Annotated in this window: 16 protein-coding genes, 1 pseudogene and 1 riboswitch; of the genes and pseudogenes, 12 read left to right on the plus strand and 5 right to left on the minus strand. The window is 41.7% G+C overall.

Annotated features, from left to right (window positions below; genetic code table 11):
* Nucleotides 1-135: 135 nt before the first annotated feature.
* Complete coding sequence (locus ACY8DX_RS06505; protein ID WP_049671604.1) at nt 136-1,404, plus strand: metallophosphoesterase family protein; 1,269 nt, start codon at nt 136-138, stop codon at nt 1,402-1,404.
* Nucleotides 1,401-4,931 carry an AAA family ATPase gene (locus ACY8DX_RS06510; protein ID WP_462406432.1) on the plus strand — a complete coding sequence of 1,177 codons (3,531 nt, stop codon included), beginning with the start codon at nt 1,401-1,403 and terminating at the stop codon, nt 4,929-4,931. The genes ACY8DX_RS06505 and ACY8DX_RS06510 overlap by 4 nt, the downstream gene beginning before the upstream one ends.
* Nucleotides 4,932-5,077: 146 nt before the next feature.
* Here ACY8DX_RS06510 and ACY8DX_RS06515 read toward each other — a convergent pair whose 3' ends face one another.
* Complete coding sequence (locus ACY8DX_RS06515) at nt 5,078-6,529, minus strand: IS1182 family transposase (RefSeq protein WP_049669787.1); 1,452 nt, start codon at nt 6,527-6,529, stop codon at nt 5,078-5,080.
* Nucleotides 6,530-6,673: 144 nt separating this feature from the next.
* On the minus strand, nt 6,674-7,504 hold the full coding sequence (locus ACY8DX_RS06520; protein ID WP_049671602.1) for a formate/nitrite transporter family protein: 831 nt from the start codon (nt 7,502-7,504) through the stop codon (nt 6,674-6,676).
* A 511-nt stretch (nt 7,505-8,015) separates the two neighbouring features.
* On the opposite strand from ACY8DX_RS06520, the gene ACY8DX_RS06525 reads away from it, so the two are divergent.
* The 7 genes and pseudogenes from ACY8DX_RS06525 to ACY8DX_RS06555 all read left to right on the plus strand — a co-directional run bounded on the left by ACY8DX_RS06525 (nt 8,016) and on the right by ACY8DX_RS06555 (nt 15,712).
* A complete protein-coding gene (locus ACY8DX_RS06525; protein ID WP_049671601.1) occupies nt 8,016-9,599 on the plus strand; it encodes a peptide chain release factor 3 in 1,584 nt (527 codons plus the stop codon).
* A gap of 112 nt (nt 9,600-9,711) precedes the next feature.
* Nucleotides 9,712-10,809 carry an SDR family oxidoreductase gene (locus ACY8DX_RS06530; RefSeq protein ID WP_049671600.1) on the plus strand — a complete coding sequence of 366 codons (1,098 nt, stop codon included), beginning with the start codon at nt 9,712-9,714 and terminating at the stop codon, nt 10,807-10,809.
* Between the two features lie 6 nt (nt 10,810-10,815).
* Nucleotides 10,816-12,381 (plus strand): aldehyde dehydrogenase family protein, encoded by a 1,566-nt coding sequence (locus tag ACY8DX_RS06535; protein WP_053103764.1) that lies wholly within the window; start codon nt 10,816-10,818, stop codon nt 12,379-12,381.
* Nucleotides 12,382-12,475: 94 nt separating this feature from the next.
* A riboswitch (yybP-ykoY riboswitch) is annotated at nt 12,476-12,579 on the plus strand.
* An 82-nt stretch (nt 12,580-12,661) separates the two neighbouring features.
* Entirely contained in the window at nt 12,662-13,441 is a 780-nt protein-coding gene (locus ACY8DX_RS06540) for a TerC family protein (protein ID WP_049671599.1), read from the plus strand.
* Between the two features lie 262 nt (nt 13,442-13,703).
* A complete protein-coding gene (gene sigI / locus ACY8DX_RS06545) occupies nt 13,704-14,459 on the plus strand; it encodes an RNA polymerase sigma factor SigI (RefSeq protein WP_439802837.1) in 756 nt (251 codons plus the stop codon).
* A gap of 14 nt (nt 14,460-14,473) precedes the next feature.
* Nucleotides 14,474-14,527: pseudogene (locus ACY8DX_RS06550) on the plus strand (hypothetical protein); the annotation flags it as partial.
* Nucleotides 14,528-14,773: 246 nt separating this feature from the next.
* The gene (locus tag ACY8DX_RS06555) at nt 14,774-15,712 is read left to right on the plus strand and encodes an anti-sigma-I factor RsgI family protein (protein WP_462406902.1); all 939 of its coding nucleotides are present in this window, start codon (nt 14,774-14,776) and stop codon (nt 15,710-15,712) included.
* A 48-nt stretch (nt 15,713-15,760) separates the two neighbouring features.
* Here ACY8DX_RS06555 and ACY8DX_RS06560 read toward each other — a convergent pair whose 3' ends face one another.
* Entirely contained in the window at nt 15,761-15,955 is a 195-nt protein-coding gene (locus tag ACY8DX_RS06560) for an alpha/beta-type small acid-soluble spore protein (protein WP_049671596.1), read from the minus strand.
* A 187-nt stretch (nt 15,956-16,142) separates the two neighbouring features.
* Here ACY8DX_RS06560 and ACY8DX_RS06565 point away from each other — a divergent pair, with 187 nt between their 5' ends.
* Entirely contained in the window at nt 16,143-16,316 is a 174-nt protein-coding gene (locus tag ACY8DX_RS06565) for a hypothetical protein (RefSeq protein ID WP_197089939.1), read from the plus strand.
* A gap of 66 nt (nt 16,317-16,382) precedes the next feature.
* Here the strand turns inward: ACY8DX_RS06565 and ACY8DX_RS06570 are convergent, their stop codons facing one another.
* Together ACY8DX_RS06570 and ACY8DX_RS06575 are read right to left on the minus strand one after the other, a co-directional pair.
* Nucleotides 16,383-18,140 carry a B12-binding domain-containing radical SAM protein gene (locus tag ACY8DX_RS06570; protein ID WP_439802839.1) on the minus strand — a complete coding sequence of 586 codons (1,758 nt, stop codon included), beginning with the start codon at nt 18,138-18,140 and terminating at the stop codon, nt 16,383-16,385.
* 420 nt (nt 18,141-18,560) lie between these two features.
* The gene (locus ACY8DX_RS06575) at nt 18,561-19,616 is read right to left on the minus strand and encodes an acyltransferase family protein (RefSeq protein ID WP_462406433.1); all 1,056 of its coding nucleotides are present in this window, start codon (nt 19,614-19,616) and stop codon (nt 18,561-18,563) included.
* Nucleotides 19,617-19,863: 247 nt separating this feature from the next.
* Here ACY8DX_RS06575 and ACY8DX_RS06580 point away from each other — a divergent pair, with 247 nt between their 5' ends.
* Together ACY8DX_RS06580 and ACY8DX_RS06585 are read left to right on the plus strand one after the other, a co-directional pair.
* Complete coding sequence (locus ACY8DX_RS06580; RefSeq protein WP_049671593.1) at nt 19,864-20,877, plus strand: 2-oxoacid:acceptor oxidoreductase family protein; 1,014 nt, start codon at nt 19,864-19,866, stop codon at nt 20,875-20,877.
* Entirely contained in the window at nt 20,877-23,177 is a 2,301-nt protein-coding gene (locus ACY8DX_RS06585; RefSeq protein ID WP_439802841.1) for a thiamine pyrophosphate-dependent enzyme, read from the plus strand. Before ACY8DX_RS06580 ends, ACY8DX_RS06585 begins: the two co-directional genes overlap by 1 nt.
* The last annotated feature ends 44 nt before the right edge of the window (nt 23,178-23,221 follow it).

Below are 23,221 nucleotides of genomic sequence, written 5' to 3' on the forward strand. Positions count from 1 at the left end.
GGGTATACTACGAGATAGATGGGAACATATGTTCTGTCTTTTGTTTCCAGATAGATAATTGGACTAAAATCTATGTTATTCTATCACTAAGAGTGAAGAGAACTTGATGATTGCTTATAAGGAGGAAAAGGAATAATGGATTTCACATTTATTCATGCCGCCGATATTCATTTGGACAGTCCATTAAAAGGGTTGTCTCGATATGAAGGCGCTCCGGTTGGACGATTACGAAGCGCCACCCGTGAAGCCTTTACCAATCTCGTTGATTTAGCCATTGAAAGGCAAGTGGATTTTATCATCATTGCAGGAGATCTGTATGATGGTGATTGGAAGGACTATAATACGGGATTATACTTTGCCAGTGAAATGGCACGGCTTCAAAAAGAGCAGATTCCCGTGTTCATGATCAAAGGAAACCATGATGCGGCAAGTGTAATCACGAAGGAAATTAAGCTGCCTGACAATGTTCATATGTTTGATGTGAAGAAATGCGGAAGCGTGAAGCTGGATGATATCGGCGTGGTCATCCATGGTCAAGGATTCAGCACGAGAGCGGTTCTTGATAATTTGGTCAAAGGATATCCCAATAGTGTGGATGGCTATTACAATATCGGCATTCTTCATACTTCTGCCGGCGGGCGGGAAGGGCATGAAAACTATGCTCCCTGCTCGATTGAGGATATGAAAGGAAAAGGGTACGATTATTGGGCACTTGGCCATATTCATAAGAGAGAATATCTGAGTGAGAAAGAGCCAGTTATCTTATTTCCTGGTAATATTCAAAGCCGACATAGTAAAGAAACGGGTCCGAAAGGCTGTACACTTGTTGAGGTCGAGGGCGGTACATTAAAAGATATGACTCATATGCCTCTTGATGTTCTCAGATGGGAGGTAATTGATGCGGATTTAACTGGAGTCACTCAGTATGAAGAGTGGATGGCACAAATCGAGCAAGAAATCGAAAAGGCCTATGATTTGGCGGATGGAAGGATGCTCGCTCTCCGCTTTATTCTGAATGGACAAACCCCTCTCCATTTTGAGCTGGCAAGTGATAGGGACAGGGTTCTGAATGATTTGCGTTCAATGGCTTTTTCAATTGGAAACGGAGATATATGGATAGAAAAGGTCAAGCTCAAGACAACTGCGTTGAATTCATTATCAGAAGCGTCCAATTCAACTCCGGTTACAGGAATATTGGAGTGGCTTGATGACATGTCATATGAAGAGATGCTTCAAGAAATCAAGGAGGAATTTCAATCGCTTCATAATGCGCTTCCTATGGACCTGAAACGCGGCGATGAGCCCGTTATACCAGATACGGCAGATGCTTTGAGAGAAAAAATTCAAGCAGCTAAAGATATCATTAATGAAGGATTGCTTATGGACAGGGGGAAACATTCATGAGGTTTGACAGGCTAGAAATTGAGGCCTTTGGGCATTTTACGAATTATTCGATCCCGTTTGATCAAGGACATTCCTTTCATGTGTTATACGGCAATAATGAAGCAGGGAAAAGTACCTTGCTGCGCTCGATTACCCAGCTTTTATACGGCATTCCTCACAATTCTAAGGATTCTTTCCTGCATCCGAATACAAAGCTTCGTATAGGAGGAACCATTTCGAATGCAGCAGGGGATACGATCAAGTTCTATCGGAGAAAAGGGAAGACAAAGACCCTTCTAGATGAGAATGGAGAAGCAATTCCAGATAACTCATTGGTACCGTATATCAATGTCTTATCAGAAGATACCTTTCGTTCTATGTTCGCCTTGAATCATGAAACCTTGCGTGAAGGCGGAGAAGCCTTGCTTGCGAGTAATGGGCATGTTGGTGAGAGTCTTTTTGCTGCTGCATCCGGCATCAATGCAATTAAACAAGTTATGGGGCAGCTAGACTCAGCCAGCAAGGAACTTTATAAGGCAGGTGGGTCAAAACCGCCGATTAATGAACTAATTCGTAAGGAAAAGGAATTAACGAAGAAAGCCAATGAATCTCTCATGCTGGCAAGGCGATGGAAGGAATTGGAGAAGGAATACACAGATGGAAAGGCTGTTATTTCAGAATTGAGGGAGAAACAGGCTCAAGTTTCCGCTCGAATTAATAAGCTTGAGAAGCTGCGCAAAGCTTCACCTAAGCTTGCTGAAAGAAAGCTATTATTGGACAAATTAGCCCCCTATGAATCGATTCCAACTCTTCCTCATGATTGTTCCCTCCAAAGGAGAGAACTATCCAAAATCATTCGCTCTTGTGCAGAAACGGCACAAACAGCAAAGGCAGAAGCGGACAAGCTAAAGGAAAAGCTGGCCCAGCTTTCAGTTGATGAGAACATATTGAAAGAAGAATCCGTTATCCAATCCTTAAACGGTGATATTGGTGCCTATGAGAAAGAAAAACGTGATTATGAGAATCTGAAAGAGCGGGCTGAAGTCTGCCGAAAACAATTAGATGATCTCCTTCAGAATATGGGCTTTATGAGCATGGAGGCTGTAGAAATGGAAAATCTTCGAATTCAGCCTGCACGTAAAGAGAAAATTCGTTCCCTGCATGAAAACCATCGAATCCTAAAAAGTTCTATTTCTGAGCTGCGCCTGCGGATTACGGCAATGGAAGAAGTTGTTTCTTTGAAGAAACAGGAATGGGAGAATTATGGCGAGCTTCATTCACTTGATGATTTACAAGCTGCATTAGCGGCTGCTCATGATGAAGGGAAACTTGAGGATAGGATTGCTGAATTGCAAGCTGAATTAAAAGATATGCAGGATTCCATTGATGAGCAATTAAAGACTTTGCCGCTCTGGAACGGAGGAAGGACGGAATTTGCCGGACTTCATATACCAATCTTAGAAGAGACGATTGAGCAATTCATGAAAGAAGAGAAGACATACAAGGAAGATGTTCTTGCTTGGAAACAAAAGTTTGTTACGGAGGAAGAATTGCTTTCCTCCGCCCGTGCTGCTCTCCGTGATCTTGAAGCGAGTACAGTTATCCCAACAGAGGAAAACCTAAAGAAAGCAAGACGAAATCGGGATGAGAGTTGGAAACTGGTTCGCCGTACATTAGATGGTCAGAAGTTGACGGAAGCGGAAATTGCCCGTTATGCAGGAGAAAACAAGCTTACCGACATTTATGAATCCCAATTAGAAAAAGCGGATGAATTGGCAGATGTTATGAGACATGAGTCTGCGAAGGTGGGCATGAAGCAGAAATACTTGAATGATATAGATGAAGCAGTAAACCGTATGGAAGGGTACAAACGTAAGCTGGAACACCTAGATGATGTGGGCCGTCAATTATATGGCAAATGGAATGCACTTTGGCAAGAGAATGGGATTACGCCCCTTTCTCCGCAAGAAATGAAGGCATGGATGTCTAAGTATAGAGAAATAAAGTATTTGCTTTCACAATGCCAAAAGAAAGAGCATGCCTGCAGCAAGCTGAACGAGCAGAGTCAACTGCTGAAGAAAAGGCTGTATGATGCGTTGGCATCTGTTACTAAGTTGAATGTATCCTATCAAGATTACTCATTGGCCCGCTGGATAAAGGAAGCGACTGTCTTTAAGGATAAAGAATCAGCCCGCAGCCTTGAAAAACAGGCATTGGAATCTGATTGGAAGAATAAGCGAATAGCTCTTCTCGAGATGGAGAATGAATTGAAAGAGAAGAATCGCCAATACGTAGACTGGAAGGATGAGTGGGCGGAAGCGGTATGTCCCATTCAGCTTGATGGGACGTGTCCAACGGATACGGCTCTTGAAAGAGTCGAACGTTATGACCGGTGTGTAAAGCTTTATGATGAATGGATTGAACTGAGTGCGAGAATGAATGCGAGCAGAATGTTTGTCCAAGATTTTGAACAGAAAATCGGCTATCTTCTTGATCAGGTAAACTGGCCGAAACAAGGCAATATTCAATCGTTGGTTTATAAGCTGGCGGATGAATTAAAGAAGCAGCTGCAGAATAAACGTGATAAAGAGGATTGGAATCGTCAGTTAGAGGAGTGCTTGGCTGGGTATGAAACAGCCTCTCAGAAGCAGCAAGCAGCTGAAGAATCGCTATGTGGCCTACTCTCACTTGCCGGTGTTCAGACAGTGGATGAATTACAGGCTGTGGAGGAGCAATATGCAGCTAAGCAAGATTTAACGAGAAGGATCAATGAGCTCGATCTCGTTCTTCAGGAAATAGCAGGAAGCGGGTCCATTGATGAACTTGAGCAGGAGATTGCAGAGCAAGATATGGAGCATCTTGAAGGGCACTTGACAGAATTGGAGCTTGAGCAAAAGGAGCTCGATGAAAACTGTTCTGCTGCCTACCAATCATTTGGGGTTTGTAAGAAAGAGTATGAAGAGAAGATTCACGGAAGTTCAGTTACGTCTGTTATGGCGACTGAAGAAAGGGAATCAGTGATAGCAGACCTTTCAGCCCTTTGTGAGCAATACGTCGAAAAGAGACTAGCTGTTATGATCTTGCAAAAGGGAATAGAATATTATCGAGCACAGAATCAAAATCCTATTTTAACGAGGGCTTCAACATTGTTTGCCCGCCTGACAGAGTATAGCTTTGAAGGACTTACCGTTGATTATAATGAGAAGGATGAGGAAGTTCTTCTTGGAATCAGGAATGGAGAGAAAATTGGGATTGATGCAATGAGCGATGGTACAATGGATCAGCTGTACCTGGCTTTGCGTGTTGCGAGCATCGAGAAATATTGTGAGGACAACGAACCGGTTCCGTTTATTGTGGATGATATTCTCGTTCATTTTGACAATAAACGCTCTAAGGTTACACTCGAGGTCCTGGCAGAATTATCAAAAGCAACACAAATCATCTTCTTTACTCATCATGCCCATTTAGTCGAACTGATAGAAGATACTTTAAACGAAACAGATTATCAGTTCATAGAAATTAATAAGGAAGCTGTCATGCAAGGATAAAAAAACGAGCAGATTATGTCGAGGGCACTGAAAAACTTCGTTTTTTTCATAAGTTAAGTCGACAAACATAAAAAAGACGGCTCAAGTTCAGAATATGAATTTTTGAGCCGTCTTTTATTATTTTTAAGGGATATATTCCATCCCTTTTAGTTCAATAGGGTCAATATCCGTTTCACATTTACGGCGAAAATAGCCATAGCCCCTTGTAATTGCATACCAATCAGACCCGAGGAATTGGCTACATCATACCCGTGTCTGTGTTTTAATTCACTATTCTTTGCCTCAATTTTATACCGTTCTTTCGATTTCTCTTTAAAATACTCACTTTCTTGGAATTGTATCTGTTCCGTGTGTACATTTGATTTGATGCTTACGGAATAACTCTTGGTTTTGGCTCCTTCCTTATAGCACCCGTCTCTAAAAGGACAGACTTTACATTTTTCCACATCAAAATAATAGGTATCAACTTGATTTTTGCTGCCCCCTTTTTTTCCTTGCCGAGCCTTTCGTATGGCCATATGACCAGCTTTACAGACATACATTCCAGCGTCTTTATTAAAATCAAAAACATCTTCGCTTTTACGCGTCCCTTGCGTTACCGCTGGATTTAACTTAGCCACAAGCATCATTTCACTTTTATTCGCATACTCGATATTTCCCTTTTCAGAATAGGCGGCATCACCAATGACGGTTTGAATGTCCATGCCGGCTTTTTGACTCTTCTCAATAAGCGATTTCAATTGCTTTCCATCGTTCTTTTCGCCAGTTGTAATAACGGCGGCCGTAATAATACGTTCTTCGCTCATGGCAAGATGTGTTTTGTAACCGAAAAAGGAAGAGTCAGCTGATTTATGCCCAACTCGTGCGTCTGGATCCTTGGATAATTGGAGCTGGTCATTTATATCCTCAATGGTTTCCTTCAGTACATTTATTTTTTCCTTGACTTTAGGATACTCTTGTAGGACTTCATTCTTTTCAATCACCTCGATAAGCTTTTGGCTATAGCTCACCTCATCCTCTAAGACCTCTGTCTTGGACTTGGCTGGCAGTTGATTTTTTATCTGTTCATCCACTTGATAAACGGCTTTTCGAAGCAGCTTTGATTTCTCTGCCAACAGCTCTTTAGGCGTCTTTTGGTTATATCTAGCCTTGGAATGGGTGGAATCAACGATGATAGAATGGCTTTTAATGATTTCCTTTTCAATGGCGATTTCGACCGTTTTATTGATAAGCAAGTCCAAAAGATTAAGATCTTTTAAACGGAGCTTACGGAATTTCGTTAAAGAACTAGGATCTATGACATCATCCTCAGGAGACAGGTCTAAAAAATATTTGAACGACATATCGTACCGTGAGCGTTCCACGATGTCCACATCTGATAAGTCATAAATGGCTTTTAGCAATAGATACTTAAACATTCGGATGGGGTGAACGGCATTCCGTCCATTGTCATGACAATAATGGTCTTTCAGTTCATCATATACGAAGGAAAAATCAATAAGCTCATTGATTCTTCGAAGAATATTATCGTTAGGAACTATTAAATCGTAAAGAGCCGAATAAGGACTTAAGTTCATAGACAGTTGACGTTGAATCATCGTTACACCCACTTTTTTGTGATAAGGTAAGAATTCGACAAAAAAGCCCCTGTTCCTTCCATAGATTGAAGGAACAGGGGCTTTAGTAAGATTTAAGGACTTTTTCAGTGCCCTCGATTATGTCTGCTCGTTTTTTGGTGATTATTATTTTGCTTTTTCTGCGATTTCATCTACGCGATTAAGATTATCCTCTAAGCTTAATTTTGTAGCAGATTTGCTTAAGAATTGATACAGCATACCAACGAAGACAGCGCCGCCGACAATGTTGCCGATTGTTACTGGAATCAGATTATAAATGGCTGCCCCAATGGAGATTGTATCAGGGTGTGGAGAAATCAACGCGATAGAGAATAAAGAAAGGTTTGCGATACTGTGCTCAAAACCGGAGCTGAAGAACAAGAATACGACAAGAACCATCATCGCCATTTTTGCTCCATCGCCTTTCACTTGCGTTGGCAAGAATACCGCTAAACATACGAGCCAGTTACAAAGAATTCCTTTGAAGAAAAGGGCCGTAACGGATCCGTGCATTTTATAAGAAACAATCTCATGTAATAAATGATCGTTTGGAATATGGCTGAAAATACCGGTGAAATAAAAGAGAATGGCTAAGAAAATAGCTCCAGCTGCATTCCCTAAATAACAAGCAACCCAGTTTCGTCCAATATCACGTAATTGAACCTCATTACGCATATAAGCAACTGTGAAATAGGAAGTATTGCCCGTAAATAATTCAGCACCGCCATATGTAATCAAAATCAAGGCGATACCAAAGAATAATGCCGGGAAAAGGTAAGCGAATGGCGAATCAGCCACACGGAAGTATTCACCTGTACGGAAGCATGTGACAATTAGGAATCCGACAAAGATACCTGCCAGCATAGCTCGAATAAAATAATGAAGTGGATAATGATCCAATAGTCTTTTCTTCTTGTGGGCAAGCGCCACAAAATACTTCAGACCTTGTTCTTCCATAATGTAGTCCTCCTGGTGTAGATAATTAGATATTTAGTAAGCATTAATTAACCTACTATACATGTCCTAAATTATCAATTCTATTTAAGGTAAAAAATTAATAGTAAATTCTTCTTATCCTTTTAAATGGTATGATTACCAATTCTTGATTACGGGTAATGTTCCTTAAAGGATGGTGATACTGATGAAGAATAGAGTCATGAAAAGAATTCTAGTCGCAGCAGCACCAGCTGTTATTGGCTATTTGTCTAAACGTTTTTTTGGGAAAAAGAAGCGAGTAGCATAAAGATTAATGACGGGCTATCGGCCCGTTTTTTTTAATGCCTTTTTGCCCTAAACATAATTTGCCCGGAAAATAGTCCTTTACTATTGATTTAGCCAATTGACTATATTTAACTTGATGTGAGAAAATATGTCTGTTTGACCAAGGATTTATTGAGGCAATTATTCACATAATGATTTCCTGCATGGTATAGTGGAAAGATGGACTTTTATATAAAGGATGGCATATATGACAAATTTAAAAGAGCAAATAGAATCTAGACGAACCTTTGCGATTATTTCCCACCCGGATGCGGGGAAAACAACATTAACAGAGAAACTGTTGTTGTTCGGCGGTGCAATCCGTGATGCTGGGACAGTTAAAGGACGGAAAACAGGAAAATACGCAACAAGTGACTGGATGGAGATTGAAAAGCAGCGTGGAATCTCCGTAACCTCCAGTGTTATGCAATTTGACTATAAGGGAACTCGGGTCAATATTCTCGATACCCCAGGTCACCAAGACTTCAGTGAAGATACGTATCGTACATTGATGGCAGTCGACAGTGCCGTCATGATTATTGATGCAGCGAAAGGGATTGAGGCGCAGACCTTGAAGCTTTTCAAGGTTTGCCGTATGAGAGGAATCCCTATCTTTACCTTTATTAATAAAATGGACCGCCAAGGGAAAACCCCGCTTGAGCTGCTTGCTGAGCTTGAAGAGGTGCTTGGTATTGAATCTTATCCGATGAACTGGCCAATGGGCATGGGGAAAGATTTCTTTGGGATTTATGACCGCTTCTACAATCGAATCGAAATGTTCAAGGCAGAAGAAGAGGATCGTTTCATCCCGCTTAACGAGGACGGAGAAGTAGAAGGAAACCACCACCCAGGCCTGGATGAAGCTTTGTATGAGGAAACGCTTGAAGAAGTGATGCTCCTAAATGAAGCGGGGAATGAATTCTCCCGTGATAAGGTATTAGAAGGTGAACTCATTCCTGTATTCTTTGGAAGTGCCTTGACGAATTTTGGCGTTCAAACATTCTTGGATACGTATTTAGAATTTGCTCCAATGCCTAGTCCAAGGGAATCCTCTGTTGGACCGATAGAGCCTGTTCAGGAAATGTTCTCTGGCTTTATCTTTAAGATTCAGGCAAATATGAACCCAATGCACCGTGACCGCATTGCGTTCTTCCGTATTTGCTCCGGTAAGTTTGAAAGAGGCATGAATGTGACGTTAAGCCGGACAGGAAAGCCGATGAAGCTCAACAATTCTACTCAGTTCCTGGCGGAGGAGCGAAATAATGTTTCAGAGGCAGTTGCTGGTGATATTATCGGTCTATACGATACAGGAACCTACCAAATCGGAGACACGCTAACATCTGGCAAGGAGGCCTTCTCCTTTGAGAAGCTGCCGCAGTTTACGCCTGAGATGTTCGTGAGAGTTAGTGCGAAAAACGTACTTAAGCAGAAGCACTTCCATAAAGGGATTAACCAGCTTGTCCAGGAAGGCGCTATTCAGCTCTTCAAAACAGTGGGGATTGAATCATATATCCTTGGTGCGGTAGGTCAGCTTCAGTTTGAAGTATTTGAGCATCGGATGAAGAATGAATATAATACTGAAGTTATAATGGAGCGCATGGGAGATAAGATTGCACGGTGGACGACAAATGAGAAGGTTGATGAGAAGCTTTCTAGCTCAAGAAGCTTGCTGGTCCGTGATCGTTATGACCAGTATGCCTTCTTGTTTGAAAATGATTTCGCCTTGCGTTGGTTCCAGGAGAAGAATCCAGATATTGAATTATATAATCCAATGGATCAGCATGAAAGATAATTACATTGCTGCCTCTTTATAAAGAGGCAGTTTTTTCATGGTGAAAAACAGTTGACATATTTTTCCGAATGTTCTTACAATGGTGTAAAGTCTTAAGGGAGTGGTTTAGGAGATGGATCATGTATATTTTTTTACAGGGTTTCCTGGTTTTATTTCAAATCAGCTTATACGGGAGTTGCTGGATACGGATAAGAGCTTCAATAAACTTGTGGCAATTGTTCTTCCCTCCCAGGTCGAAAAAGCGCAGAATGAAAGATACCAAATTATGCAGGAATTTCATTTAGGGGAAGAACAATTTCAGCTTGTAGCGGGTGATATCTCTAAACCGAATTTAAATATGACCGGAAATGAAATCGGTTTCAACAGAGAGGATATTACCCATGTCTTCCATTTAGCTGCCATTTATGATTTGGCTGTGCCGAGAGAGATTGCCTATTCAGTCAATGTGGATGGAACAAGAAACATGAATGAATTCGTCAGGTCCTTATCCAATCTTAAGCGCTATACATACTTCAGTACGGCATATGTGGCCGGCCGGCGGGAAGGGAATCTTTATGAGGATGAACTGGTCAGGCCAGAAGCATTTAAGAATTATTATGAAGAGACAAAATATGAGGCAGAGGTGCTTGTTCGGTCATTGATGCCTGAATTGCCAGTTACGATTATTCGTCCCGGAATTGTAAAGGGGAGTACGACGACAGGGGAAACCATCAAATTTGACGGTCCATATTTTATCTTGAACTTTCTTGATAAGATTCGTTTCATGCCAATCATTCCTTCTATTACAAAGTCGGTTTGTGTCATTAATCTAGTTCCAGTTGATTATATCATTCAGGCAACCGCTTACTTAAGCTTGAATGATAAAGGAAAAGGGAAAACCTATCATTTAACCGATCCAAAACCGTATACAGTTACCGAAGTTTATCGGATGTTTTCCACCATGTATAATGGAAAGGAACCGAAAGGCTATATTCCTTTCATACTGACGAAAGCGATGCTAAAGATCAAACCCGTTCGGAAATATTTTGGTGTGGAAGTGGAATCACTTGATTATTTCACCTGGAAGGGGTACTTTGACTGCAGCAATGCCAAGCGTGACCTTGAAGGGAGCGGGATCAGCTGCCCTGATTTTAAAGACGGGGTTATGCCTATGATTGATTACTATAGGGCTAATAAGAAGCGTACAGAATACCATATTGAGATTACATAAGGAGGAATGAAAGGTATGCAGGCTGTGAATAAAGAAAAGACGAAAGTATATGCGCCAGCTACTGGAGAGCTCATCATGGAATACGAGGAAACGCCTGCTATACAAGCCGCTGATATGATGGAAAGGGCCAAATCGGCCTTCTGGGGATGGAGTGCGTTATCTGTCCGTGAGCGTGTTTCCTATATCAAAAATTTACGAGAGGCAGTAGTAGAGGATATCGATGCTATTGCAGAACTAATCGCCAAGGATGTAGGAAAGGTAAGGACAGATGCCCTTGTCGCTGATATTATGCCGTCACTTGATGCCATGCTTCATGTTGAGAAGCATGCAGAAAAGACCCTCAGAAGCCAAAAGGTGAAAACGCCCTTTCTATTGATGGGCAAGAAATCCATGGTTGAGTACATGCCAATGGGTACGGTGCTTGTTATTTCACCGTGGAATTATCCATTCTTACTATCATTATCCCCGATGTTGTCTGCACTGGCTGCAGGTAATACGGTGATATTGAAACCATCAGAGGTTACACCAGCGGTGGGAATATTAATCGAATCCCTTTTTGAGAAAGCAAAATTCCCGCCGAATGTCGTTCAGGTTGCTCATGGCGGAAAAGAGCTCGGGGCAAGCCTGACAAATGCTAAGCCAGATTATATCTTCTTCACTGGCTCTGTCGCTACAGGGAAGATTATTCAGCAAGCAGCTGCGAGAGACTTAATTCCAACCACTTTAGAGCTTGGCGGCAAGGACCCAATGATTGTCTTGCAGGATGCTGACCTGAAACGTGCGGCAGAGGGAGCTGCCTGGGGTGCCTTTACGAACAGCGGTCAAGTATGTATGAGCGTAGAACGGCTGATTATAGAAGAAATGGTGATGGAGCCATTCTTAGAGGAGCTTCTGCCTCTCGTGAATCAATTAAAGCAAGGGTCCGGAGCGGATGATGATATCGGTTCGATGACCTCGCGCATGCAGATTGACATCGTTAAACAACAGGTTGAGGATGCACTTGAAAAAGGGGCTGTCCTTCTTGCAGGGGAACATCCATCCAAGTGGGATCTTGACTCCATGTTCATAAAACCCCTTATCCTCTCCCAGGTGACAGAGGATATGATGATTATGCAGGAGGAAACCTTTGGTCCTGTATTGCCTATTATTTCTGCAGAGGATGAAGAGGACGCTGTGAGGATAGCTAACGGGACTCGGTATGGACTGAATGCGAGTGTATGGTCTAGAGATAAGGAGAAGGCTCGGAGAATTTCATCGAGGCTTCAATCAGGGGCTGTTTTGATTAATGATGTGCTAATTACGGTTGCTAATAATAATCTGCCATTTGGCGGAGTAAAGGACAGCGGAATTGGAAGATATCATGGAGAGAATGGAATCCGAATGTTCTGTCATGAGAAAGCTGTGATGGAGGATTTGGGATACAAAAAATCGGAAATACAATGGTACCCTTATAAAGAGAAATATGAGTCATTCCGTAATCTTCTTGTTGCTAATTTTGGAAAGTCTCGATCCTTTAATGACGTATTGAAGGAATATCTAAAATTAATTAGAATGACTAAATCAAAATCTTAATTCTATCTTATCCTGCAGATTGCTAGACTGTAAAAATATTATACTTGCAGAAGTTGAGCATACCACCTATAATGAAACATACAAACCAATATGAACCCAATTCAAAGGGGAGTAGCGTTAGGGAAACCTAAAACAAAGTCGTCATTACATGGATCGTATCCATCGGCTTTGTTGGCATTTATTGATTTAAAAATGCTTAGCAAGACCTTTGCCAGTAAGTTTAATTACTAGGCAGGGGTCTTTTTTGTTGGATTGGAAAATAAAGGAGGTAATTATTTAGATGGATGCAGCATTAATACTAGAGTATGCATGGGTTTTATTAGTACTAATTGGATTAGAGGGAATTCTAGCGGCTGATAATGCGGTGGTTATGGCTGTTATGGTCAAGCATTTACCGAAGGAACAGCAGCGTAAAGCCTTATTCTATGGATTGGTCGGAGCTTTTGTATTGAGGATTGGTTCATTATTCCTGATTTCCTTCCTCGTAAATGTATGGCAGATACAAGCGATTGGTGCGGCGTACTTACTCTATATCATGATTAACTATCTAATCAAGCATTATATGATTAAGTCGGATAATGGCAAGGTCAAGGAAAGAAAACAATCCGGCTTCTGGATGACTGTTGTGAAGGTCGAAATTGCTGACCTCGCCTTCGCAATTGATTCAATGCTTGCGGCAGTTGCGCTTGCAGTGACTCTTCCTGAAGTGGGTAACTTCCATATTGGCGGTATTAACGGCGGACAATTTATTGTCATGTTCTTAGGCGGATTCGTTGGATTGATTATTATGAGGTTCGCTGCAACGAAATTCGTTGTATTGTTAAACAAACGTCCTTCACTTGAAACAGCAGCCTTCTTAGTTGTCGGCTGGGTCGGTGTGAAATTGGCAGTCGTTACTCTCGCGCACCCAAGTGTTGGTATTCTAAATGAACACTTCCCGCATTCAACTGTGTGGAAAGCAATCTTCTGGACAGTCTTAGTAGCCATTGTAGTCGTAGGCTGGTTTGTGTCCGGTAAATCAGTAGAAAGACAAGTTGGCGAAGATTCCAAAATCGATTAATAGGAAAAAATCCGTATGCTATTATGCATACGGATTTTTTTATGAGGAAATATTACCTAAATTTTCTCTCTACCCCCTTTAATTAAATAGGACAATCGAATCATATAGGGAGGCTGATAATGATCAGTAAAGGAGGGCAGCTAATCTAACATCCAGATAGGGTACAGAAAAAAGTTATAGAAAAGTGCATGGTTTTTAAAAATGTATCTATTCCCTCTATAACCTATTTTTACATCCTGTGGTATAATTTGTGCAGGGTGGGGTGAATTCTATGTTAGGAATGTTCTTTCCAAGTCTGAGGAAACGTCAGTGTCTGGAAGAAATGATGCATTCAATACAAAATGGGGATTTTGATCTACGCAATGACCTCATAGAACAATACAAACCGTTTATAAAAAAATCAGTCTCCTCCGTATGCAAACGATACATAACAGAAACAGATGATGAATTTAGCATAGGGTTAATTGCTTTTAATGATGCAATAGACCGATTCTCCTATGAAAAGGGGACGGCGTTATTGGCATTTGCTGATACGATGATTAAGCGTAGAGTCATCGATCATCTTAGATCACAATCAAGAAAAAACCAAGAACTATCGATAGAGTTCGGAGTTTATTCAGAGGAAGGATATGCACAAAGTCCTCTTGAAGCAGAAAGATCGATTGAATTCCATAAGGAAGAGCTCGATGCGGAGCAAAGAAGAGATGAAATATTACGCTTTACCAATATATTGACATCTTTCGGGATTACCTTCAGCCAATTGGTTCAAGCGTCGCCCAAGCATGCGGATGCGAGAAAGAATGCTGTCTCCATTGCCAGAATTGTGGCAGAGGATCCGCTCATGCTTGAGTATCTTTTTCATAAGAAGAAGCTGCCGCTGAAAAAATTAGAAGACAAGGTGAATGTTTCCCGTAAGACGATTGAAAGGAACCGGATTTATATTGTGGCAATGGTGCTGATTCTTACAGGTGATTACCAGTTTTTGAGTGACTACTTAAAGGGGGTGCTTAAGGATTGAAGCAAGGGGTCATTATGGATATTTCCGGAAACAAGCTGAAGGTATTGACACCTGATGGCGATTTTTTAGAAATCAAAAATGACAATGAATTTAATCAAATTGGGGACCTCGTCTACTTTGAACCTCAAGCTGCAACCAACCTTAAAAATAACCTCTCATCCAGGAAGGGAATAACAGCTAAAGCAATGCTCGCATTGGCTGTATCTATTTTATTGATTTTCAGCCTATTACCAATGGCTATGAATGACTCGACGGTTTATGCATATGTCAGCATGGATGTAGACTCAAGCATTGAATTAAGCGTTTCAGATGAGATGGAAGTATTGGATATAGAAGGTATTGATGAAGAAGGGGAAGAGATGCTCTCTGCTCTAGAGGGATGGCGGAATCAAGATATTGCTATTGTGGTCGCTCAAATACTCTTGCTCATGCAAAAGGAAGGAAAGCTAGGAGAGAACAATGAAATCGTATTCTCGACAGTAGTCCTTGATAAAGACAAGAACCTGGAAGAACATCTTGAAAGAAAGCTGTCCACTGTTGAAGAAAAAGGGATAAAATCTGTGGTTATAGAGACTCAAAAAGCAACGGTTGATGACAGGAAAAAGACGAAAAATGAAGATGTTTCAACTGACTCGTATATAGAGGATCAAACAGATATAGAACGAGAGAAACAAGTGGACAAGAAAGAAGCTGTTCCAAAAGAGGAAAGTCCAGAGACACCTTCAAAAAAAGAGGATAAAGCTTCAAGCGATAAGAAGTCATCGGGACAAATAGAGCGACAAAATGAACATCCAACTGATGAAAAGAAAACTTCTCCCAAAACGCCTGTGCAGAAAAAAGAAAAATCAAGAAATGAAAGCTCGTCTGCACCTGTAAAGGAAAAGAAAAATCAATCGCAAGGTCCAGTGAAAAGTTCCTCCAACAGCGTTCAAGCAAAAGAGAAAAAGGAAACAAAAAGACAAGAATCGCAAAAACATCGAAGTGTGCATGAAACAAAGCAAGGACAGTCTGATAAACGTGTGCAGCAGCGGGATTCAAATAAAAAGGAATCCAAAGAGCGAGAATTAAAGAAGAACAATGATAATCGGTCAAAGCACCAACAAAACAATCAAAGAAATGACTGGAATAAACCAAGCCATTCCGACCAAAAAAATGAAAAATTCACGGGGAATGGGCATAAAGAAAATCCTAAGGGAACTAATGGCAAAGAAAAAAAGCAGGAAGATGACAGAGGTCATCATGGTCATCGATAAATAAAAGAAATGCCCGGATACAGCTATCCGGGCATTTCTATGCCATCATTATTCAGTTTTACCTGACATTTGGGACTGAGCCAGTTTCACAAGCTGTTTAGTGATTTCTCCGCCAACAGAACCATTTGCACGAGCTACGGTATCTGAACCTAAAGTCACTCCAAATTCCGCCGCAATCTCATATTTATATTGGTCAAGCATCTCTTGGACACCTGGAACAAGCAATTTATTTCGGCTTGCCATTCTTATGCACCTCTATCTTTCATTATTGCTGGAATCTGATATTCCGCCTTCATAATATGCTTGTCAAACGGCCTCTTCATTCGGTTTAAACGATGGATGAGGAGGTATCGTTTCCCTTTCCGCACCATGCATGAATAGAGTGATTTGGACAAATAGTAATGGTGAGCTTTAGGAAGAAAGGACGATCATGATGAAGAGAAAAGCACAATTTGATGCCGCAGAGAAAACAAGCAAAACACCTAGAAGAAATTTAAGAGAGACTAATGAACATGAGACTGAGTTTTCTGCAGAGTTTTCTGGAGGAGAGGATGCGATGAAGGGCTTTAACCGCAACTCTAAGCATGGACGAAAAGGGAAATGAAGTGAAAATAAAAGAAGCATACTTGGCACCGTAAAAGGCGGTATCCCGAGTATGCTTCCATTTGGTTTAAGATAAAAGGGTCTCTGGTTCAGTAAAGAAGAGCTTGCTGCAGCCCTCTTTTGGATTGAAATAGGCTAGTACAAGATTTTTCTTGGAGCGGTACTCACCTGTTTGTTGATAATGTGAATAATCAATATCTATTTCTTCGATTAAGACATGCTTGTACATATCCTTTTCATTTAGCTTAAGCGAAGCGAAGTCGGCGCTTATTCGTTCAGGCTCTTGAATAGCTGCTTGATAATATGGCGACTTTTCCTGCTTGGTCATGGTTGTATCCCACCAAGGTTTGCGCGGCTTGAAGGAAAGGTTCTCTAGATAATCAACTTTTAGAAGGGATACAAGCATATCCTGGTTTTCTGGATAGGCCTGTTGATTAAATTCTACAAGGCGCTTAAATAGATCCTCCGGCTGATGGCCGATTCTTGACCAGTTCTTGTCCTCCCAATAGGAACCGAATTCCTGGAAGAAATCAAACGGAGATGGATATACCATGCTGACGAGATATTCTACGCCATGGTCCATGCGATGGTCATTCCAGTACTTCTCTAGAACATCTTCCACTTGTTTGATACGGATAATATCCGTAAATGGCATGACATTATTGCTTACAATTTCATATGGTGCTTGGTCCATGTATTCATAATTCCATTGCTTTGCCTGACTGCGAAGGCCCGTGCCGCGCAGCATCTTCAAGAATCCAAGCTGAAGCTCCTCTGGCCGCATTTCGAAAACATCATTAAAGGTTTTACGGAAGGAATCATAATTCTCCTCTGGAAGACCAGCAATTAAATCCAAATGCTGATCCACCTTAGCGCCATCCTTAATCATGGTGACGGTACGTTTAAGCTTCTCGAAATTTTGTTTCCGTTTAACGAGCTCGTTTGTATAATCATTCGTTGATTGAACTCCAATTTCAAAACGGAACAGCCCCTTTGGAGCTTCCTTGTTCAAATACTCGATGACCTCAGGCTTCATAATATCAGCGGTAATTTCAAATTGGAATACACAGCCGGGTTCATGCTCGCGAATTAAAAAGTCAAAAATATCAAGAGCATAGCTGCGGCTGATATTAAAGGTGCGGTCCATGAACTTAATGGTTTTAGCACCATTTTTCATGAGGAAGCGAATGTCATCCTTGATTCGTTCCCGATCAAAAAAGCGCACACCGGTTTCAATTGAACTTAAACAGAACTGGCAATTGAAGGGGCAGCCTCTGCTTGTTTCTATATACGTAATCCGTTTTGAAAGATTCGGAATATCCTCTTCAAATCGGAAGGGAGAGGGCAAGGTTTTTAAGTCAACTTTGGCAGCGGGCGGCGTGATGACCGGTTTGTCCCCTTCTAGAAAGGCAATCCCATGGACTTGGCGGAAGTCTTTCTTTCCATCTATTTCAGCAAGCAGGTTCTTGAAGGTGGCTTCCCCTTCACCAATGACAATAAAATCAACACCTGGTATTTCTCGCAGCCAAAAGAAAGGATCATAAGTGACCTCGGGTCCCCCGAGAATAATATGAACATTAGGAAGGACCTTTTTTAAGATTGTAACAACCTTTTTAATCTCTTCCATATTCCAAATGTAGCAGCTAAATCCAATTACATCAGGGTTTCGCTTATATAGGTCAGTGACTATGTTCATGACCGGATCTTTAATCGTGTATTCAACTATTTCAACATTGTATTCAGGTGCAGCATAAGCCTTTAAGTAGCGCAGGGCCAAATTCGTATGAATGTACTTGGCGTTAAGCGTTGTTCCAATAATTTTCATGTTCGTGCAATACGTCCTTTCAGCATGATTCTAGCACTAATCTTAACATATTTATGTATATGAGTAACAGGAATGGACGGAATTCCCTTTTTGTTTTTGAAGACAGACGAAGAGGCTAGGACAGAACGAAATAAAGGATCCTCAGAAACGAATGATTGGAACTTATTCTTCCTACTCAATAGCAGTTGGAAATATAAGTCCGTTCCATTTTGCGAAATGCACTCGCTTTCCTCTGCTTCCCGCAGGGGTCGTGCATGGCGCTCCATTCCACTAGTCACAAATAATAGAAAGCCACAATCAACGAATGCATCGAAAACAACCAATAAAGACCCGAATAATTAGACGATAGATTCATTCATTTACCGTCTAATTATTCGGGTTTATCATTAGCTGAAAGACTTATGTCCCAGCCTCTTTGTTTTAATCATTAACGATTTTCGTGAATTTTTCTTTATAGAAATAGGCATACCATTTCCAGTCTCCGAGCATTTTCTTTGTGTTCTTCCACTTCAGCTCGATAAATGGCTGTGTGACGGAAGTGACGAATTGACTGGATAGAATCATGGTCAGCAAGAGTGCAATGCCGGCAAGAAGTAAGTAGCTTTCAACTGTTGTGAAATATTCCTTTAAGCCTGTGAAGCGGAAGGTTCGGACAAAGAATCCATGTAATAAATAGACATAGAGGGTTTGAGTTCCCCATCTTGTAAAAAAGTATTTTCCCTTTGGTACTAAAGCCATAAAGCTGATGATCATTACAGCGTTTAGGCCAAACATCCCAAGCCTTTTGAACATGGAGATAAGGGAAGCTGTTTGTTCAATTTCTGAGTAAGGCTTTGACCCAAGCATCCATTGACTGTCAACAGTGATGAAATAGTAAAAGCAAATAAACAGAATGATGAACGGTACTAAAGCAATAATCCGGCTCCTAAAGGATGTCAGTCGTTCAAAGAATTCCTTCTTCATATGATATCCTGCAAGGAAGAACGGGAAAAAGACAAATGTTCGGGAGAGGCTCAAGAAATTGGAAATGGAATCCACATAGCCAATACCCAAGGCGACTATGACGGCAATCAACAGCCCGGTTGCCGGTTTAAACTTCGCATAAAGGAACAGCATTAGGTTCCAGAAGAATAAGCTTAGTAGAAACCATAGGGCCCAATTGGGGTTGAACGGCTCAATTTGAAAGGTTGAACGGTCGAATAAATAATAGTAGTAAATTGTATAGACAACCTGAAATATTAAATAAGGCAGTATCAATTTTTTTGTCAGTTTCTTTATATAGCCTGGTTTATTGAAGCCTTTAGCAAAGAAACCGGAAACGAGAATAAAGGCTGGCATATGGAAAGTATAGATGGTGCTGTATATGGCATAAATCAGTTCATTCTCATTAATATAGGTCCTGATGATGTGTCCAAAAACAACGAAAACCATTAAGATAAACTTTGCATTATCAAAGTAGCATGTTCTTTCTTTCATGATATCCTCCTGTAAGTCCATCTTAAAACCTTTTAGTTAGTTTTCCCATTTGGCCGTCCCCTAAAACAATCCTTATGTACCAAATTTAACTATGTGAATGAAATCACAATCATATTATAATTGTACTGGTTATCGTCATATGTCTTCAAGAAAATCAAACAATCCATGTTTGATTAAATATATAGATGTGAAGTTACGTAATTCCATTCTTTATGGAATGCATAGGTGAAATAGAGGAGGAAAGAATATGGCCATTCTGCCAAAAAAGAATGATAAAGGCTTCTATGAAATCAGGTTGGAATCCATTGGAGGATTAGGGGCCAATCTGGCGGGTAAAATGCTCGCAGAATCAGGTGTGCTTGGCTCGGGATTTAATGGCTCGAACTTTGCTTCTTATGGCTCGGAGAAAAAAGGGTCACCTGTGAAAAGTTTTATCCGCTTTGCGGATGCTGATACGGAAATCAGGGATCATAGCCCGATTGAAGAACCGCATGTTATCGGAATCTTCCATGAGGCTTTATATAAAATGGTTGATGTCGTAAGCGGCTTACAGCCAGATGGGATCGTACTCGTTAATTCAACGAGGGACTTTGATGAAATAAAAGATGATTTGAAGCTTTCTTATGGAACGCTTGCCATCGTTGATGCGCTAGGAATAGCGGTGGAGGAGAAAACGAAGGTTAATACAGCCATGCTTGGAGCGCTCTTTAGAATTTGCAGCTTTCTTGATGCTGAATCGATGAAAGATGTTATTAGAAGGACCTTCGAAAAGAAATACCCGCACTTAGTCGAGCCGAATATTCGCACGTTTGAACGGGGATATCAAGAAGTCCGCTTTAAAGAATATGAGGTACCGGCTGATGCTGAAGGGAAAAGCTTTACGAAGCCAGCTCCCCTGCTTGGTTATGAAACTCAACTGATAGGCGGTACCATCATTGCACAAGGCAATAGCCTGCTGAAAGACTTAAGCGGGTCCAGACAAGGGTTCCTGCCAAGCTGGGAACAAGAGAAATGTATCCACTGCGCTGCCTGTGATGTCGTTTGCCCCGACCTCTGTTTCGTTTGGAAGGAAGGGGAGGATAAACGCGGCCGTAAGCAAATGTTCCTTACCGGTATTGACTATCAATATTGCAAGGGCTGTCTGAAATGTGTGGAGGCTTGTCCGACAAGTGCTTTGGCCGATATGCGAGAAATGCTTGGGTTTGCCGAGGAACATAGTGTAAAGCATAACCACCCTTTAATAGCAGGGAGTGTTGAATAATGGCAGTGAATGAACTGGAAGTAAAAGAAATGAATGAAACCATGAAACCTAATCAAATAACGACCTTTGAATCAGGCAATGAGATGGCTGCCATGGCAGCAGCTCAAATTAATTATCATATAATGGGGTATTTCCCTATTACTCCATCAACCGAGATTGCACAATACTTGGACATGATGAAGACTAGAGGAGAGCATGATATCAAGCTGATTCCAGCTGATGGCGAGCACGGCTCTGCGGGAATTTGTTACGGAGCAGCGACGACGGGTGCCCGTGTCTTTAACGCAACGAGCGCCAATGGCTTGATGTATATGCTCGAGCAGCTTCCTGTTCAAGCGGGTACGCGTTTCCCGATGGTCATGAATCTCGTAACTCGTGCTATCAGCGGTCCGCTTGATATCCGCGGCGACCATTCTGACTTATACTATGCATTGAATACAGGCTGGGTGATCTTGACTGCACGCAGTCCACAGGCTGTTTATGATATGAATATTATGGCATTGAAGATTTCCGAGCATGCGGATGTGCGTCTGCCGGTAATTGTTGCCTATGATGGATTCTTTACTTCCCATCAAAAGCGGAAGGTGCAATATTTCAGCGACCGTACAGCTGTACAAGCGTTTGTCGGCGAGTGCCCAACGGAATTCCCTCATGTTGATGTGAATAATCCGATTACTATCGGCGCTCATATGAATGGGGATGACTTGACCAATAACCATTATCAGCAATCAAATGCGATGTACCGCGCCGGTGAGATTTTCAAGGAAGTGGCGAAGGAGTATGGCGAATTATCCGGCCGCCATTATGATACCCTTGATCTTTATCAGATGGAGGATGCAGAGGTTGCTCTATTCCTCTTAAACTCTGCCGCAGAAACGGCAAAGGATATTGTCGACAGCTTGCGTCAGCAGGGGATAAAGGCCGGTGTAATCAGCCCGAATATTATCCGTCCATTCCCGAAAGAGGAAATTAAAGCAGCTCTTAAGAATGTCAAGGTTCTTCTTGTCGGTGAAAGAGCCGATTCCTATGGGGCTAATGGACCGAACCTTACACATGAAGTGAAATCAGCCCTTCAAGAAGATAAGGACAATGAAACCCTTGTGCTGAGCCGTGTATTTGGTCTTGGCGGTAAAGATTTCTATCCAGAGGATGCACAGGCATTCTTTGACGAAACCTTACATGTACTGCAAACAGGAGAGATCGAAAAAGCGTTTGATTATTACGGTGTTCACAAGGGACAGGAAGAGAATAAACTGGAACCAATCATCACACCGCAAACAGGCGACGTTTATAAGACAGGGTTAATTCAAGTTACCCCTGATGAAGAGACGGGGAAACTGAAAGTCCGAATCCCTCCTATTCGTGCTCTTATGGAGAAGCCTAAACGGTTAGCACCAGGCCATGGAGCATGTCCCGGCTGCGGAATCTTCCCGGCACTGGAATTATTCTTCAAAGGAATAGAAGGAGATATTGTTGCCTTGTACCAGACGGGCTGTGCCTATGTCGTTACCACGGCTTACCCGCATAGCTCTCATAAGCAAACGATGATTCACAATCTATTCCAAAATGGTCCGGCAACCTTATCTGGAACATTGGAAGCATTCCTGGAGAAGAAACGCAGAGGTGAGATAGACATCAGCGATGACGCAACCTTTGTGATGATCACCGGTGACGGCGGAATGGATATCGGGATGGGATCTGCCATTGGTACGGCCCTTCGCAACCATAAGCTGATTATGCTTGAATATGATAATGAAGGATATATGAATACAGGATCTCAAATGTCCTATTCGACCCCAATTGGCAATATGACAAGCACAACAGGTGTTGGGAAAGGGCAGCAAGGTAAGGCATTCCACCATAAGGATACACCGCAAATCATGGCAGCGACAGGTATTCCATATGTATTTACCGGATCAGAGGCCTTCCCGCAGGATTTAATTAAGAAAGCAGCCAAAGCCCAATGGTATGCTCAGAATGTTGGAACCGTATATGGAAAGATTCTCATTACTTGTCCGTTAAACTGGAAATCTAATGAGAGAGACGGTACGAATATCATGGAGGCTGCCGTCAATTCCTGTTTCTTCCCTCTATATGAAGTCGAAAGAGGAGAAACAAGCATCACCTACAATCCAGAAGCAAGAAAGAAACGGATTGAATTAGCCGAATGGCTCAAATATATGGGCAAGACGAAGCATCTTCTTAAAGAAGAGAATGCGCACTTACTCCATGAGTTTGAAGAAGAAGTGAATAAACGCTGGATGAAGCTGCAAGCAAGACATGAAAATCCAGCTTTATAATGAAAGCAGTTAGAAGGCTGTCCCTTAGCGGACAGTCTTCTTTT

It is taken from the genome of Gracilibacillus sp. Marseille-QA3620 (assembly GCF_054950035.1).